This is a genomic window from Streptomyces sp. NPDC003393 (assembly GCF_053589015.1).
This window is the reverse complement of the sequence record NZ_JBSFRB010000007.1, coordinates 223,618-237,550: the sequence shown is the minus strand read 5'-3', so window position 1 is coordinate 237,550 and position 13,933 is coordinate 223,618. Positions and strand designations below refer to the sequence as shown.

The following is a 13,933-nucleotide window of genomic DNA, read 5'->3' as shown; positions in this document are numbered from 1 at the left end:
GAGACTCCTTTGCCCGGCTGTGGCCTGCGTGTCGCCCCCTCCCACTAGGCATGTCTTACCCGCTGGGACTGACACTCCATGCGGCGCGCACCGGTTCCCTCCGCTATGGGCGAACAACCTTGCGCCCCTTCCCACCTCCTCGCACCCTCCTGTTCGAAACTGTCCGCGTCCGTGAAGCCACACAGCGTAACCATGCCCGTCTTCCGGCGGTTGCACCTGACATGGTCGGCCGCCTCCCCACGCTTCCTGTTCCGGTCCGGTCCGCTCCGGTCCCGTCCGGTCCGGTCCTCTCTGTTCCGGTTTCCCCGCCTGGTCCGGTTCCCTCGCCCCGTCGGCCGCTCGGTGCGGGCGGCGGCAGAGTGCGGGACTGGTACGAGAACGAACTGGGGTGGGCCACGGTGCCCGGTACGCCGTTGCGTCTGGTCGTGGGCCGCCACTTCGACGTCCTGGACGTCCCGGTCGAGGCCGGACGTGCGGCGCTGCGCCATCTGGGGGCTGCTTCTCCGGTGGCCGTGCACGGGGACCGGATGCGGCTGCTGGCGGCCGCGGGCAGCGCGGAGGAGCTGCCTGGGCTGCTGGAGTGGCTGGAGTGGTCAGCGGTGGACCTGGATCTCGTGGCGCTGGGTGCGGGCACGCTGATGGACGCCCCGCGGCCGCCCTTCGCGGGGCAGGCCGGAGCGCGGCCGCCCGGAGGCGGGCTGCCCGGTGCGCGGGCGGCGGCCCGGAGCCGCTCCGCTGCGCAGGGGGCCGCCGTGTGGTTGCGGCCCCCCGGGCCGGGACGCGAGACCGGGGCCTCGCTGCCGACGCTGTCGGCCATGGGGGGCGACAGGGGCGCCCCCGATCTCGTGCGGGTCGTGGAGACGGTGGCGACGCACTGCCATCGACTCCGGCTGCGGCGTGCTCACGCACGACCGCCGGCCGTTTCCTAGGCCCGGGGCGCGGGACCGTGGGCCTGGGGCGACGGCCTTGCTCTGGACCTGGATGCCGTCGGCCACGTGGGCCGCACCGCCCGTCAGGCGTTGGCCTTCTCGTAGGCCTCGCGGATGGACGCGGGGACACGGCCGCGGTCGTTGACCTCGTAGCCGTTCTCCTTCGCCCAGGCGCGGATCTGCGCGGTGTCCTGGCTGCCACCGGCAGCGGCGGCGCGCGCCTTCCCGCGTCCGCCGGAAGCGCGGCCTCCGGTACGACGACCGCTCTTGACGTACGGCTCGAGAAGGCCGCGGAGCTTGTCCGCATTGGCGGTGGTGAGATCGATCTCGTACGTCTTGCCGTCCAACGCGAATGTCACGGTCTCGTCCGCCTCGCCGCCGTCGAGGTCGTCGACAAGAAGGACCTGAACCTTCTGTGCCACCGGATTTCCTTTCATCGATAACGTGAGGGTCGGGGTTGGTCGGCGTCCGCCGTTTAGCCGCCCCTTGATATATGCAGTACTGCAGTACGTCGGAAAGCAAACCGCTTTTGCCGGAAAAACACAAACCCCTGGGAGAGACCGGACCCTCGACCCCGACCGGAAACATGCGCGTTTCGGACATAGGGGTTCCACGGGGTTCGCTCTGGGTTCCTCCGCGTTCCCTCCGGCTTCCCCCGGCTTCCTGTGGAGGTCCGGCGATCACAGATGCAGAAGCATCCGGCTGTTGCCCAGGGTGTTCGGTTTCACTCGTTCGAGACCGAGGAACTCCGCGACACCCTCGTCATAGGAACGCAGCAGCTCGGCGTAGACGTCGGTGTCGACGGGCGTCTCACCGATCTCCACGAAGCCGTGCTTCCCGAAGAAGTCGACTTCGAAGGTCAGGCAGAATACGCGGCGAACGCCGAGCCAGCGTGCGGTCTGGAGCAACTTCTCCAGCAGCCGGTGGCCGACGCCGGCGCCCTTGAGGCCCGGCTTCACCGCGAGAGTGCGCACTTCCGCCAGGTCTTCCCACATCACGTGCAGGGCCCCGCAGCCGACGACCTCGGCGTTGTCGTCGCGTTCGGCCACCCAGAACTCCTGGATGTCCTCGTAAAGCGTCACCGTCGCTTTGTCGAGCAGGATGCCGCCGCGGACGTAGGCGTCCAGCAGCCGACGCACGGCCGGAACATCGCTGGTCCGGGCCCGCCGGACGGTGATGGCTTTTGCGGAGTCTTCGGGTCGCGCTGCGGACATGAGCGGACGCTATCGCCCGCGGCCCCCCGGTGCGGAGCCGGGGTTCTGGTCGCCGGTTTCGGAGGCATCGGCGGATTCGGCGGGCGGGGAGGAGGTTTCGGGGAAGGCGGCGGCCCCGGCGGTATCCGGGACTTCCCCCACGACTTCGGGCGCCCGCGCAGGCGCTTCTTCGCCGGGCTCTTCACCGGGCTCTTCGGCGGGTTCTCCGGAGGACTCCGCGCGGGGCTCTTCCGCCACGCCTTCCGGGCCGCCTTCGACAACCCGCAGCGCATCACGCAGAGCGCGCCGCTGTTCGTCGCTCATCATGCCGAAGAAGGCGACGAGAGCGGCGGCGGGGTTGTCGCTCTGGGACCATGCGTCGTTCATCAGTGCGGCCGCGTAGGCGGCCCGGGTGGAGACCGCCTCGTATCGGTAGGCCCGGCCCTCCGCTTCGCGGCGCACCCAGCCCTTCTGGTGGAGGTTGTCCATAACGGTCATCACCGTGGTGTACGCGATGGACCGTTCCTTCTGAAGGTCTTCCAGGACTTCTCGAACGGTCACCGGGCGGTTCCACTTCCACACCCGTGTCATGACCGAGTCTTCGAGTTCTCCCAAAGGGCGAGGCACAACTCCGACCATAGTGCGAGATGTCGGTCATTGCGTGCCGGACGTGCATGCCATCGCACCGACAGACACAAAAAGGGCGCACAACTCCACAACGGTGATCTCCGTGCGGTCGAGTCGTACGCCGGGGTCCGGGCCGGATCAGGCCTCGGTGGAGGTGCCGCCCGCGGCCGGCGGGCCGCTCTGCACACGCGCGACCGCGGCGTCCACGGCGGCGTCCTCCTTGGCCTTGGCGGCCCCGCCCTGGGTCTTCACCATCACCCTGACCAGGGCGATGAAGAACGCGGCCATGACGACCGGCGGAACGAGTGCGGAGACGTAGTCCATGCCACCAGGGTAGCCACGCGGCCGGGACTAACAGGGGCGGGGTGGTCCGGAAGCACTACACCGCGGCGAGTCGCTGCCGCGGCGGGCTCTGCGGGGTCTGCGGGTCGCCGGACGGCTGGGTGGGCCTGCGGCGCGGGAACACCTCGCCCGGGGTGGGAACGGGGCGGCGGGCGGGTTTCGGCGTCCCGGGGGCGGGCGCCGGTCCGGGCCGGGCGGGTGCGGGGCGCTCGCCGGGCTTGGGCGAGGGCGCCGGCTTGCGGGAGGGTTCCTCCTTGCCGGTCTCGCCGCCCAGAGCGTCACGGGCGCCGGGCAGAGCTCGCGGAAACGCCCCCGGAACGGCCCTGAGGGCCCTCAGGGGGCCGCGGGAGGCCGGCACGGTGGGCGGGGGAGTCGCACTGGGACCCTGCGCGCGACAGCGACGCAGAAGGGCGGCGGCGGCCGGACTGCCGCGCAGGGCGCCCAGCGCGGCGAGATCGTCGGGGACGGGCCGGTACCCGGCGTCCAGCGCCTCCTGGAGGAGCGTGCAGTAGCCGGCTGCCGCGCCGGGCAGGGCGTCGCGGTAACGGGCGAGATCAGCCAGCAGGAACGCGCGCAGTCGCTCGCTCTCGCGCATCGCCTCGTCGAGCGACTCGGCGAGGCGGAGGCAGTCCTGCACGTCCTCGGCGCGGGCGGGACGCAGATGAAGGGCAACGGCGAGGGCGCGACGGAGCACACGCAGCTCCTCCGCACCGAACGCCACACCGCCGCGAGTTCCGTATGGCATGGGCATACGGCGACCATACGCGCTAATCAGACAAACTCGACATAAGCCGCGGGCGTGGCGCGGTGCGGGCGGACGAGCCCGGCCGGACGGCGGCAGGCGACCCGCCCCGGGGGGCCCGGCTATTGGCCTGATCCCGGAGCGGCGGGGCCCGACGCTACATGCGGGAGATGTTGCGTTCGTAGACCAGTCGGAGGCCGATCAGGGTCAGCCAGGGCTCGTGCTCGTCGATCACCGAGGACTCGCCGAGCACCATCGGGGCCAGACCGCCGGTGGCGATCACCGTGACGTCCTCGGGGTCGTCGGACAGCTCGCGTGCCATCCGGCCCACCACGCCGTCGACCTGCCCGGCGAACCCGTAGACGATGCCCGCCTGCATCGCCTCGACCGTGTTCTTGCCGATCACGCTGCGCGGCCGGGCCACCTCGATCTTGCGCAGCTGCGCCGCCTTGACGCCCAGGGCCTCGACCGAGATCTCGATGCCGGGCGCGATGACGCCGCCGACGTACTCCCCGCGCGCGGAGACCGCGTCGAACGTGGTCGCCGTGCCGAAGTCCACCACGATCGCCGGGCCGCCGTAGAGCTCGTTCGCGGCGACCGCGTTGATGATGCGGTCCGCGCCGACCTCCTTGGGGTTGTCGAACAGGATCGGTACGCCCGTCTTGACGCCCGGCTCGACGAGGACGGCCGGCACGTCGCCGTAGTAGCGCCGCGTCACCTCGCGCAGCTCGTGCAGCACCGACGGCACGGTCGCGCAGATCGCGATGCCGTCGATGCCGTCGCCCAGCTCCTCGCCGAGCAGCGGATGCATGCCCATCAGCCCCTGAAGGAGCACCGCCAGTTCGTCGGCCGTGCGCCGCGGGTCGGTGGAGATGCGCCAGTGCTCGACGATGTCCTCGCCGTCGAACAGGCCCAGGACGGTCTGCGTGTTGCCTACGTCGATGGTCAGAAGCATGGCCGGTACTACTCCGCCTCGCGCAGGTCCAGGCCGATGTCCAGGATCGGCGAGGAGTGGGTGAGGGCCCCGACGGCCAGGAAGTCGACACCGGTCTCGGCGTACGCCCGGGCGTTGTCCAGAGTGAGCCGGCCCGACGCCTCCAGCTGCGCGCGGCCGTCGACGATCGCGACGGCCTCCTCGCACTCGATGGGCGTGAAGTTGTCCAGCAGGATCAGGTCGGCGCCCGCGTCGACGACCTCCCGCAGCTGGTGCAGGGTGTCGACCTCGACCTCGATCGGCACGTCCGGGAAAGCCTCCCGTACGGCCTTGAAGGCCGCCCCGACGCCGCCGGCCGCGACCACGTGGTTGTCCTTGACCAGCGCCGCGTCCGACAGGGACATGCGGTGGTTCACGCCACCGCCGCAGCGGACGGCGAACTTCTCCAGGGAGCGCAGGCCGGGCGTCGTCTTGCGGGTGTCGCGCACCTTGGCCCCGGTGCCCTCCAGGACGTCCGCCCACGCGCGCGTGGCGGTCGCGATGCCGGACAGGCGGCACAGCAGGTTCAGCGCGCTGCGCTCGGCGGTCAGCAGGTCACGCGTGCGCGTGGTGACCGACAGCAGCTTCTGCCCGGCCTCCACACGGTCGCCGTCCAGGACGTGCCGCTCGACCTCGAACTCGTCGGTGCAGACGACCGAGAGGACCGCCTCGGCGACGCGCAGACCGGCCACCACGCCGGCCTCGCGTGCCGTGAAGTCACCGGTGGCCACGGCGTCCTCGGGGATGGTCGCCACCGTCGTGACGTCCACGCCGTGGGCGAGGTCCTCCTGGATGGCCACGTTCGCCAGGTCCTCGACCTCGACGGGGTCGAGGCCGGCGTCGGCCAGCAGCTGGGCGAGCGCGGGGTCGAGCCCGCACTCCAGGTACTCCTCGTCGCCGTCCGCGCCGCAGGCACAGCCGTCGCCGCAGCCGCCGTTCGAGGCGAGAGGAAGGTCGTCGGTGCTCACTTGGGTCACTGCTCCTGGGGACGGCGGGGCGCGGGGGCCTCGGTGCGGGTCGGGGGGAACTGGGCGGTCTCCGTGGTGTCCACGGTGGGCGTCCTGTCGGGGTTCAGGCGTACGACGATGTGGCGGCGCCAGTCGGTGTCGTCGCGCTCGGGGCGGTCCTCGCGCCAGTGGCAGCCGCGGGTCTCCTCGCGCAGCCGTGCGGCGGCCACCAGGACGCGGGCCACGCACAGAAGGTTGGTGGCCTCCCAGGTGTCCACGCCCGGCTCGGCGGTCTTGCCGTTCTCGTCGAGGGCGCCGCGGGCCTCGGCGTGCAGCTGTTCGAGCTGGTCGGCCGCCCTGGCCAGGGACTCGGCCGAGCGCAGCACACCCGCGCCCTCGCTCATGATCCGCTGGATCGCGAACCGGGTCTCGGGGGCGAGCAGGGGGTGCGCCGGCTGCTCGGCGTACGGGACGGGCTGCGGCACGCGCGCGTGCAGGCCGCTCACCGACCGCTCCCGGGCGATGTCGGCGGCGATCCGCTCGGCGTAGACCAGCCCCTCCAGCAGGGAGTTGGAGGCGAGCCGGTTGGCGCCGTGCACGCCGGTGCAGGCGACCTCTCCGCACGCGTACAGGCCGGGCACGGTGGTCCGGCCGTGGGGGTCCGTGCGCACGCCTCCGGAGGCGTAGTGCGCGGCCGGGGCGATCGGGATGGGGTCGGTCACCGGGTCGATGCCGTGGGCCCGGCAGGCGGCCAGGATCGTCGGGAAGCGCTGCTCCCACATCTCCGCCCCGAAGTGCCGGGCGTCGAGGAACATGTGCTCGGCGTTCTGCTCCAGCATGCGGCGCAGGATGCCCTTGGCGACGATGTCCCGGGGCGCGAGTTCGGCCAGTTCGTGCTGTCCGACCATGAAGCGCACACCGTCGGCGTCGACCAGGTGGGCGCCCTCGCCGCGCACCGCCTCGGAGACGAGGGGCTGCTGGCCCTCGGCGTCCGGACCGAGGAAGAGCACCGTCGGGTGGAACTGGACGAACTCCAGGTCGGACACCTCCGCGCCCGCGCGCAGGGCGAGCGCCACACCGTCACCGGTGGACACGGACGGGTTCGTGGTCGCGGAGAAGACCTGGCCCATGCCGCCGGTGGCGAGAACCACGGCGGGCGCGTGCACGGCGCCCACGCCGTCGTGCTGGCCCTCGCCCATGACGTGCAGGCTCACGCCCGCGGTGCGGCCTTCGGCGTCCGTCAGCAGGTCCAGGACGAGCGCGTTCTCGATCGTGCGCAGGCCACGCGCGCGGACGGCCTCGACGAGCGCCCGGGAGATCTCCGCGCCGGTCGCGTCACCGCCCGCGTGCGCGATACGGCGGCGGTGGTGGCCGCCCTCGCGGGTGAGCGCCAGCCCCCCGTCGGAGGACTGGTCGAAGTGGGCGCCGGTGCCGATCAGCCGGCGCACGGCGTCGGGGCCCTCGGTGACGAGGATCCGTACGGCCTCCTCGTCGCACAGGCCGGCGCCGGCCACCAGGGTGTCGTCCAGGTGCTGTTCTGGGGTGTCGCCCTCGCCCAGGGCCGCGGCGATGCCGCCCTGGGCCCACCGGGTGGATCCGTCGTCGAGGCGGGCCTTGGTCACGACGACCGTGTCCAGGCCGGCGGCCTCGCAGCGCAGGGCGGCGGTGAGGCCGGCGACGCCGGAGCCGACGACCACGACGTCCGCGGCGATGGACCACCCGGGCGCGGGCGCGTGCAGTCGTATGCCTGTGCTGGTCACGAGGCGGCTCCGAGAGTTCTGTGGGTTGCGTGTGGTGCCTGGGAGGTGCGGGGCTCGTGGGCCCCGAAGGTGAGGGGCAGGTTGTCGATCAGCCGGGTGGATCCGACCCGGGCGGCGACGGCGAGGACCGCCTCGCCCGTGAAGTCGTCCCCTATCTCGGTGAAGTCGGAGGGGTCGACGAGAGCCAGGTAGTCGAGCTCCAGCGGCGGGTCGAGGCGGGCCGCCTCGTCGAGCACCAGCCGGGCCGCCGCGCGGACGGCGGCGGCCGCACCGGGGGACGCCTTGGCGACGGCGGCGGCGTCGGCGGCCGCACGGGACTCCCCCAGCGCGCTCAGGGCCTCGGCACGCGCGCGCGTCGAGGGTACTTCGCGGGCCCGCGCGCGCAGCGCCTCCTGGGCGGCGTGCCGGTCGCGGCCCGCGAACAGGGCCCGGGACAGGGCGAGGGCGGTGTGCCGCTCCTGGGGCGACAGATAGCGGTTGCGGCTGGACAGGGCCAGGCCGTCGTCCTCGCGCACGGTGGGTACGGCGATGACGTCCACACCGAAGTTCAGGTCGCGCACCATGCGCCGGATCAGGGCGAGCTGCTGGGCGTCCTTCTGGCCGTACAGGGCCACGTCGGGGCGGGTGAGGTGCAGCAGCTTGGCGACGACGGTCAGCATGCCGTCGAAGTGGCCCGGCCGGGAGGCGCCCTCCAGGCGTTCGCCCATGGGACCCGCGGAGATGCGGACCTGGGGTTCGCCTCCCGGGTAGACCTCCTCCACGGACGGCGCGAACACCACGTCGGCGCCCGCCTGCTCGGCGACCTTCAGGTCCGCCTCCAGGGTGCGCGGATAGCGCTCCAGGTCCTCGCCCGCGCCGAACTGGAGCGGGTTGACGAAGACGGTGACGACGACCTCGCCGTCGGCGCCGGCGATCCCGCGCGCGGTGCGGATCAGGGTGGCGTGGCCCTCGTGCAGGGCGCCCATGGTCATCACGACGACACGGCGGCCGGCACGCGCGCGTGCGTGCAGCTCGTCGGCGGTGCGCAGCAGGGCTGTGGTCATCGGGCGTCTCCGTTCTCGGGCGCCGGGGTCACCGGGCGGCCCTCCTCTGCGTTCACCGGTGCCACCCGGTTCGCCGAGTGCCCCGTGCCGGTGGGTGCGACCCGGCTCGTCGTGGCCGCCGGTGCCGTCCGGCCGGTCGTGCCCGCGGGCTTCGGCCGCGGCGGGCACGTCGCGTCTCCCGCGCGGGTCATCGGGCGTCCCCTTCGCCGTCGTCGGGCCGGTCCGGGCCGTCCGGGCCCTCGGAGCCGTACGCGCCGTCGGAGCCGGTGGTGCCGCCCGTGGCGGCGGTGCCGGGTGTTCCGTCGGCGAGGACGCCCAGCAGGTCCTCGGCCAGCTCCGGCTTCAGCAGGCCGTGGGCGAGCGCGCGGTCGGCGGTGGCGCGGGCCATCGCCAGGTAGCCCGCGACGGTCTGCGGGGCGTGCCGGCGCAGCTCGTCGACATGGGCGGCGACCGTGCCCGCGTCCCCGCGCGCGACGGGACCGGTCAGGGCCGCGTCGCCGGAGCGCAGGGCGTTGTCCAGGGAGGCGCCGAGCAGCGGGCCGAGCATCCGGTCGGGCGCCTCGACGCCCGCTTCGCGCAGCAGCTCCATGGACTGGGCGACCAGGGTCACCAGGTGGTTCGCGCCGAGCGCGAGTGCCGCGTGGTACAGCGGCCGCATCTCCTCGGCGATCCACTCCGGCTCGCCGCCCATCTCGATGACCAGGGCCTCGGCGGCCAGCCGCAGTTCCTCGGGGGCGGTCACGCCGAAGGAGCAGCCCGCCAGCCGCTGCACGTCCACGGGTGTGCCGGTGAAGGTCATCGCCGGGTGCAGGGCCAGCGGCAGCGCGCCCGCGCGCAGGGCCGGGTCCAGCACCGTCGCGCCGTATCGCCCGGAGGTGTGCGCGAGCAGCTGTCCGGGGCGTACGGCGCCGGTCTCGGCGAGGCCGGCGACGAGTCCGGGCAGCGCGTCGTCGGGCACGGTCAAAAGCACCAGTTCGGACCGTTGCAGCACCTCGGCGGGGGTCACCAGGGGCACGTCGGGGAGCATCAGCCCGGCCCGGCGCCTGGAGGCGTCGGAGACCCCGGAGACGGCCACGGGGCGGTGCCCGGCGAGCTGGAGGGACGCGGCGAGTGCGGGGCCCACCCGGCCGGCGCCGACGACGCCGACGGTGAGCCGCGCGGGGCGGTCCCTGGGGTCTGGCTGTTGGCTTGTACTCACGCGACGGTGGCCTTCCCGTTCCAGTCCGCTCGGGGTACCGGACGATTTCTCGTCATGTTAACGCTATCCGTCCCGGAGGCGTTCGGCCGTCCACAGGCTGTGGGCTTCCCCACGGCCTCCGGCACGGAAAACCGGTGTCCGCCCCGGCCCGCGCGCGGGATGATCCCGGCATGAGCGATACCGCGGCACAGGACGAGCAGGAGACCGAACAGCTGTCGGGGGAGGAGGGGCGCGAGCGCCTGCGGGAGCGGCGTATCGCCGCCTGCCGGAGCGCGCCTCGCGCGCTCGCGCGCCACCCCTTCCTGGGCACCCTCCGGCAGCGGCTGGCGCTGCTGGCGGAGGCGGAGGACGTGTACGACCTCGACCAGCGGTCGGACCTGTACGGCAACGGCGTGGTGGAGGCCCTGGAGGAGAAGGTCGCCGGGCTGCTCGGCACCGAGGCCGCCGCGTTCTTCCCGACCGGCACGATGGCCCAGCAGATCGCCCTGCGCTGCTGGGCGGGCCGCACGGGCAGCCCGGCCGTCGCCCTGCACCCGATGTCCCACCCCGAGGCGCACGAACGGAACGCGTTCAGCCAGGTCAGCGGCCTGCGGCCGGTACTGCTGACGGGCGAGCCCCGGTTGCCGACCGCCGACGAGATACGCGCCCTCGACGAGCCCTTCGGGACGCTGATGCTCGAACTGCCCCTCAGGGACGCGGGTTTCGTACTGCCCTCCTGGGAGGAACTCTCGGAGGTCGTCGAGGCGGCACGGGAGCGCGAGGCGGTGGTGCACTTCGACGGGGCCCGCCTGTGGGAGTCCACCGTGCACTTCGGCCGCCCCCTGGAGGCGATCGCGGACCTGGCCGACAGCGTCTACGTGTCGTTCTACAAGAGCCTGGGGGCCTTCGGCGGCGCGGCCATCGGCGGTCCGAAGACGCTGGTGGAGGAGGCGAAGGCCTGGCGGCACCGGTACGGCGGCATGGTCTTCCAGCAGTTCCCCACGGCGCTGTCGGCGCTGATCGGCCTGGAGCGCGAGCTGCCCCGGCTGCCCGGCTACGTACGGCACGCGCGCGTGGTGGCCGCCGCGCTCCGCGAGGGGTTCGCGACGGCGGGGCTGCCCTGGTCGCGTGTCCATCCCGAGGTGCCGCACACGCACGACTTCCAGGTCTGGCTGCCGTACGAACCGGAGGTCGTCGAGAGGGCGGCCGTCCGCACCACCGAGGAGACGGGGGCCGCCCTGTTCGAGAACGGCTGGCAGCAGGCCGGCCCGGGCATGGCCAGCGCCGAGGTCCACGTACGGGCCGCGGGGCTGGAGTGGACGGCCGAGGACGTGGCGGCGGCGGTCGGGGAGTTCGCCTCGCGGCTGGCCGAAGAGGTCAAGGGCTACTAGTGCTGCCGGGCGCGGTGGGTGTCGAGGACATACCGCCGCGAAACGCTCGTGATTGTACCGCCTGCCAGGACGGGAGGCACCGGGACGGTCGGGGCTCGGCGGCCGCCCCGGTCCGTCGTCCTGACGTACGCCGCCGTCCGGCCGGGGACCGTCGATCGACGGCGGCGTTGTCAGTGGCGACGTGCACCATAGGGGCATGAGCGTGCGCATCGACATCGCGGGGCTGCGGCCGGAGAGGATCGCCGTCGTGCCCTCCCCTCTGGCCGAGCTCGGCATGGCGCTGCACGCGCTGTCCGAGCCGGGGCACCACCCGCGCCTCCAGGGCTGGGTCACGGGCGTGACCGCCCGGCTCGACTCGCATCTGGCCGACCGGATGTGCGAGGCCGACTTTCTGTGGCGGACGACGTTCTCCGACCTGTTCATGCCGTTCGCGGGCGTGCCCGGCGGGTCCACGCTGCCGGGCCGGACCCTCGCGGAGGACCTGGATCTGCTCGACAAGCTGTCCGACGAGCAGTTCGTGGACGCGGCCCTGGAGTTCACCTGCGCCCTGCCCTACGACGCTCCGGGTCCCGGCCCGCTCACCGACGACGCACTGCGCCGCCGCGCCCTGGAACTGGCCGCCGCGCGCGGGCCCGCACAGGTCCGCTTCGGCGAGCGGCTGCTCACCGACCCGCCCCGGATCCGGGACTGGCTGCGGCAGTTCCTGCAGGACTGCGACGAGGCCTTCTTCGCGGAGACCTGGTCCCGGCTGCGCCACCAGCTCGCGGCAGACGCCCGCCACAAGACGGAGCTGCTGCGCCGCAAGGGGCTGCCCGAGGCGCTCGCCGCGGTCTCCCCCGCCGTGTCCCTGGACGAGGCGGCCGGCCGGATCACGGTCGACAAGCTCGGCGAGGGCCGTACGGCCACGGCGGACGGCGGCCTGCTGCTCGTCCCGACGAGCCTCGGCTGGCCCCATCTGATGGTCCTGCACCGATACGACTGGCAGCCGGTGCTGCACTACCCGGTCGGCTCCCCGGAGCTCGCCGCCCCGCCCTCGGTGGAGCAGCTGACCCTGCGGATGGCCGCGCTGTCCCACCCCGTGCGGATGCGGCTGTGCCGCAGCCTGGCCCGCAGCGCCTTCACCACCGGCGAGCTGACCCAGGTGCACGGCATGACGGCGCCCGAGATATCGCGGCACCTGAGCGTTCTGAAGAAGGCGGGCCTGGTCACCACCCGGCGTCGCGGCCGGTACGTCTACCACCAACTGGACGTGGCGATGGTGGCCCGCCTGGGCAGCGACTTCCTGGAGGGGATACTCCGCTGACACCGGACCGCGCGACGAGGCGGCTTCGCGCGGGCTCGTTCGCGCGGGCCGCCCCCGGCCGCGCCGTCAGTCGAACCGGATGTGCCGCACTCCCACTCCGGCCTGCCGCAGCCGGGTCCGCACCCGGCCCTCGTTGTTGGGCCGCAGGGTCAGCCCGGCGAGCACCGCGATCCGGTCCGCGATCTTCGGCACGCTCGAGTGGTCCGTCCACAGGTGCTCGGCGAACTCCGGCTCGCGCAGCCGCTCGAGGCAGTGGTCGAGCTTCCGGACGGCCCAGCTCTCCCTGCGCAGCCCGGCGTTCTTCCCCGCCATGAACTGCAGGAGATGCCCCACACCGCGTTCGTTCAGCCGCCTCAGCACGGTCTCGCGCTCCGCGAGCAGGGCGAAGTGCCGTACGTCGTGTCCCAGTTCGCGCAGCCTCCCGACGGTCTCGGCGAAGTGGCCGGGGTCGGTGACGGTCATGGGGGCGATCACCACGCCGTCGCGCTCGGTCAGGGCCAGGTCGAGGACCTCGACGACGCCCTGCCGCCAGGACGCCAGGTCCTGGAAGTCGCCGCGCAGTTCGGGCGGCATCATGCGGCGCAAGCCGAAGCCGGGGTGTTCGGGGTCGCAGATGACGCTGCCCGGCAGACGGCGCTGGATCTCGTGTGCGGTCTGTGTCTTGCCGCCGCCGAAGGGGCCGTTGATCCACAGGAGGATGCGCAGACCCTACCGACGTCCGGCGCCTGCGGCAGGCGGTCCGTCCCTTCAGCCGTGCCCGCCGGCCCGGACCAGGCCCGTCTCGTAGGCGAGGACCACCACCTGCACCCGGTCCCGCAGGTTCAGCTTGGTCAGGATGCGACCCACGTGGGTCTTCACGGTGGCCTCGGACAGCACCAGCCGGGCGGCGATCTCACCGTTCGACAGGCCCTGCGCGACCAGCACCATGACCTCGCGTTCACGCTCGGTGAGCCGCTGGAGTTCCTTGTGCTGGGGCTCCTTGCCGGCGGTGGGCAGCATCGGCGCGAACCGGTCGAGCAGACGGCGCGTGGTGGAGGGGGCGACGACGGCGTCGCCGCTGTGCACGGCGCGGATCGCGGCGAGCAGGTCGCCGGGCGGCACGTCCTTGAGCATGAACCCGGAGGCGCCCGCCTTCAGCCCGGAGAAGGCGTACTCGTCGAGGTCGAAGGTGGTCAGGATCAGCACCTTCGGCGGGCTCGGCTCCGCGCAGATGCGGCGGGTGGCCTCCACACCGTCCAGCTTCGGCATGCGCACATCCATCAGCACCACGTCGACGGCGGTGGACCGCAGCACCTGAAGGGCCTCGACCCCGTCGCCCGCCTCGGCGACGACCTCCATGTCCGGCTGGGCGGCGAGCACCATCCGGAATCCGGTGCGCAGCAGCACCTGGTCGTCCACGAGCATCACGCGGATCGTCATCGGGTCCTCTTCCCTCTTCTTCGGCTACTCGGGGGGTGTTCAGCTGCTCAGGCGGCGTGAGACGTGGCGGCAGGGGCTCCACCGGGC

The 13,933-nt window shown here is 73.0% G+C and carries 15 protein-coding genes; 3 read left to right on the top strand and 12 right to left on the bottom strand.

What is annotated here, in order from left to right; all coding sequences use genetic code 11:
* Window positions 1-359 precede the first annotated feature (359 nt).
* Window positions 360-929 (top strand): SCO3374 family protein, encoded by a 570-nt coding sequence (locus ACWDUZ_RS10470; RefSeq protein WP_451631399.1) that lies wholly within the window; start codon window positions 360-362, stop codon window positions 927-929.
* Window positions 930-1,012: 83 nt separating this feature from the next.
* Here the strand turns inward: ACWDUZ_RS10470 and ACWDUZ_RS10465 are convergent, their stop codons facing one another.
* The 10 genes from ACWDUZ_RS10465 to ACWDUZ_RS10420 all read right to left on the bottom strand — a co-directional run bounded on the left by ACWDUZ_RS10465 (window position 1,013) and on the right by ACWDUZ_RS10420 (window position 9,754).
* Complete coding sequence (locus tag ACWDUZ_RS10465; protein ID WP_086730921.1) at window positions 1,013-1,351, bottom strand: histone-like nucleoid-structuring protein Lsr2; 339 nt, start codon at window positions 1,349-1,351, stop codon at window positions 1,013-1,015.
* A gap of 258 nt (window positions 1,352-1,609) precedes the next feature.
* Entirely contained in the window at window positions 1,610-2,143 is a 534-nt protein-coding gene (locus tag ACWDUZ_RS10460) for an amino-acid N-acetyltransferase (protein ID WP_451631398.1), read from the bottom strand.
* A gap of 9 nt (window positions 2,144-2,152) precedes the next feature.
* Window positions 2,153-2,713, bottom strand: coding sequence for a BlaI/MecI/CopY family transcriptional regulator (locus ACWDUZ_RS10455; RefSeq protein WP_451631397.1), 561 nt, complete (start codon window positions 2,711-2,713; stop codon window positions 2,153-2,155).
* Window positions 2,714-2,887: 174 nt separating this feature from the next.
* Window positions 2,888-3,073, bottom strand: a complete 186-nt coding sequence (locus tag ACWDUZ_RS10450; RefSeq protein ID WP_451631396.1) for a hypothetical protein — start codon at window positions 3,071-3,073, stop codon at window positions 2,888-2,890.
* Between the two features lie 55 nt (window positions 3,074-3,128).
* Entirely contained in the window at window positions 3,129-3,842 is a 714-nt protein-coding gene (locus ACWDUZ_RS10445; RefSeq protein ID WP_451631395.1) for a hypothetical protein, read from the bottom strand.
* Window positions 3,843-3,990: 148 nt separating this feature from the next.
* Window positions 3,991-4,788 (bottom strand): type III pantothenate kinase, encoded by a 798-nt coding sequence (locus ACWDUZ_RS10440; protein WP_451631394.1) that lies wholly within the window; start codon window positions 4,786-4,788, stop codon window positions 3,991-3,993.
* 8 nt (window positions 4,789-4,796) lie between these two features.
* Window positions 4,797-5,774, bottom strand: coding sequence for a carboxylating nicotinate-nucleotide diphosphorylase (nadC, locus tag ACWDUZ_RS10435; RefSeq protein WP_451631393.1), 978 nt, complete (start codon window positions 5,772-5,774; stop codon window positions 4,797-4,799).
* A 5-nt stretch (window positions 5,775-5,779) separates the two neighbouring features.
* Entirely contained in the window at window positions 5,780-7,513 is a 1,734-nt protein-coding gene (locus tag ACWDUZ_RS10430) for an L-aspartate oxidase (protein ID WP_451631392.1), read from the bottom strand.
* Window positions 7,510-8,556 carry a pantoate--beta-alanine ligase gene (gene panC / locus ACWDUZ_RS10425; protein WP_451631391.1) on the bottom strand — a complete coding sequence of 349 codons (1,047 nt, stop codon included), beginning with the start codon at window positions 8,554-8,556 and terminating at the stop codon, window positions 7,510-7,512. The genes ACWDUZ_RS10430 and panC overlap by 4 nt, the downstream gene beginning before the upstream one ends.
* A gap of 187 nt (window positions 8,557-8,743) precedes the next feature.
* On the bottom strand, window positions 8,744-9,754 hold the full coding sequence (locus ACWDUZ_RS10420) for a Rossmann-like and DUF2520 domain-containing protein (protein ID WP_451631390.1): 1,011 nt from the start codon (window positions 9,752-9,754) through the stop codon (window positions 8,744-8,746).
* Between the two features lie 170 nt (window positions 9,755-9,924).
* On the opposite strand from ACWDUZ_RS10420, the gene ACWDUZ_RS10415 reads away from it, so the two are divergent.
* Together ACWDUZ_RS10415 and ACWDUZ_RS10410 are read left to right on the top strand one after the other, a co-directional pair.
* A complete protein-coding gene (locus ACWDUZ_RS10415; RefSeq protein ID WP_451631389.1) occupies window positions 9,925-11,124 on the top strand; it encodes a threonine aldolase family protein in 1,200 nt (399 codons plus the stop codon).
* A gap of 196 nt (window positions 11,125-11,320) precedes the next feature.
* Window positions 11,321-12,427, top strand: a complete 1,107-nt coding sequence (locus ACWDUZ_RS10410; RefSeq protein WP_451631388.1) for a DUF5937 family protein — start codon at window positions 11,321-11,323, stop codon at window positions 12,425-12,427.
* Between the two features lie 66 nt (window positions 12,428-12,493).
* On the opposite strand, the gene ACWDUZ_RS10405 is transcribed toward ACWDUZ_RS10410, so the two are convergent.
* Both ACWDUZ_RS10405 and ACWDUZ_RS10400 read right to left on the bottom strand, forming a co-directional pair.
* The gene (locus tag ACWDUZ_RS10405) at window positions 12,494-13,126 is read right to left on the bottom strand and encodes an AAA family ATPase (protein ID WP_451631440.1); all 633 of its coding nucleotides are present in this window, start codon (window positions 13,124-13,126) and stop codon (window positions 12,494-12,496) included.
* A 48-nt stretch (window positions 13,127-13,174) separates the two neighbouring features.
* Window positions 13,175-13,846 carry a response regulator gene (locus ACWDUZ_RS10400; RefSeq protein WP_451631387.1) on the bottom strand — a complete coding sequence of 224 codons (672 nt, stop codon included), beginning with the start codon at window positions 13,844-13,846 and terminating at the stop codon, window positions 13,175-13,177.
* Window positions 13,847-13,933: the final 87 nt, after the last annotated feature.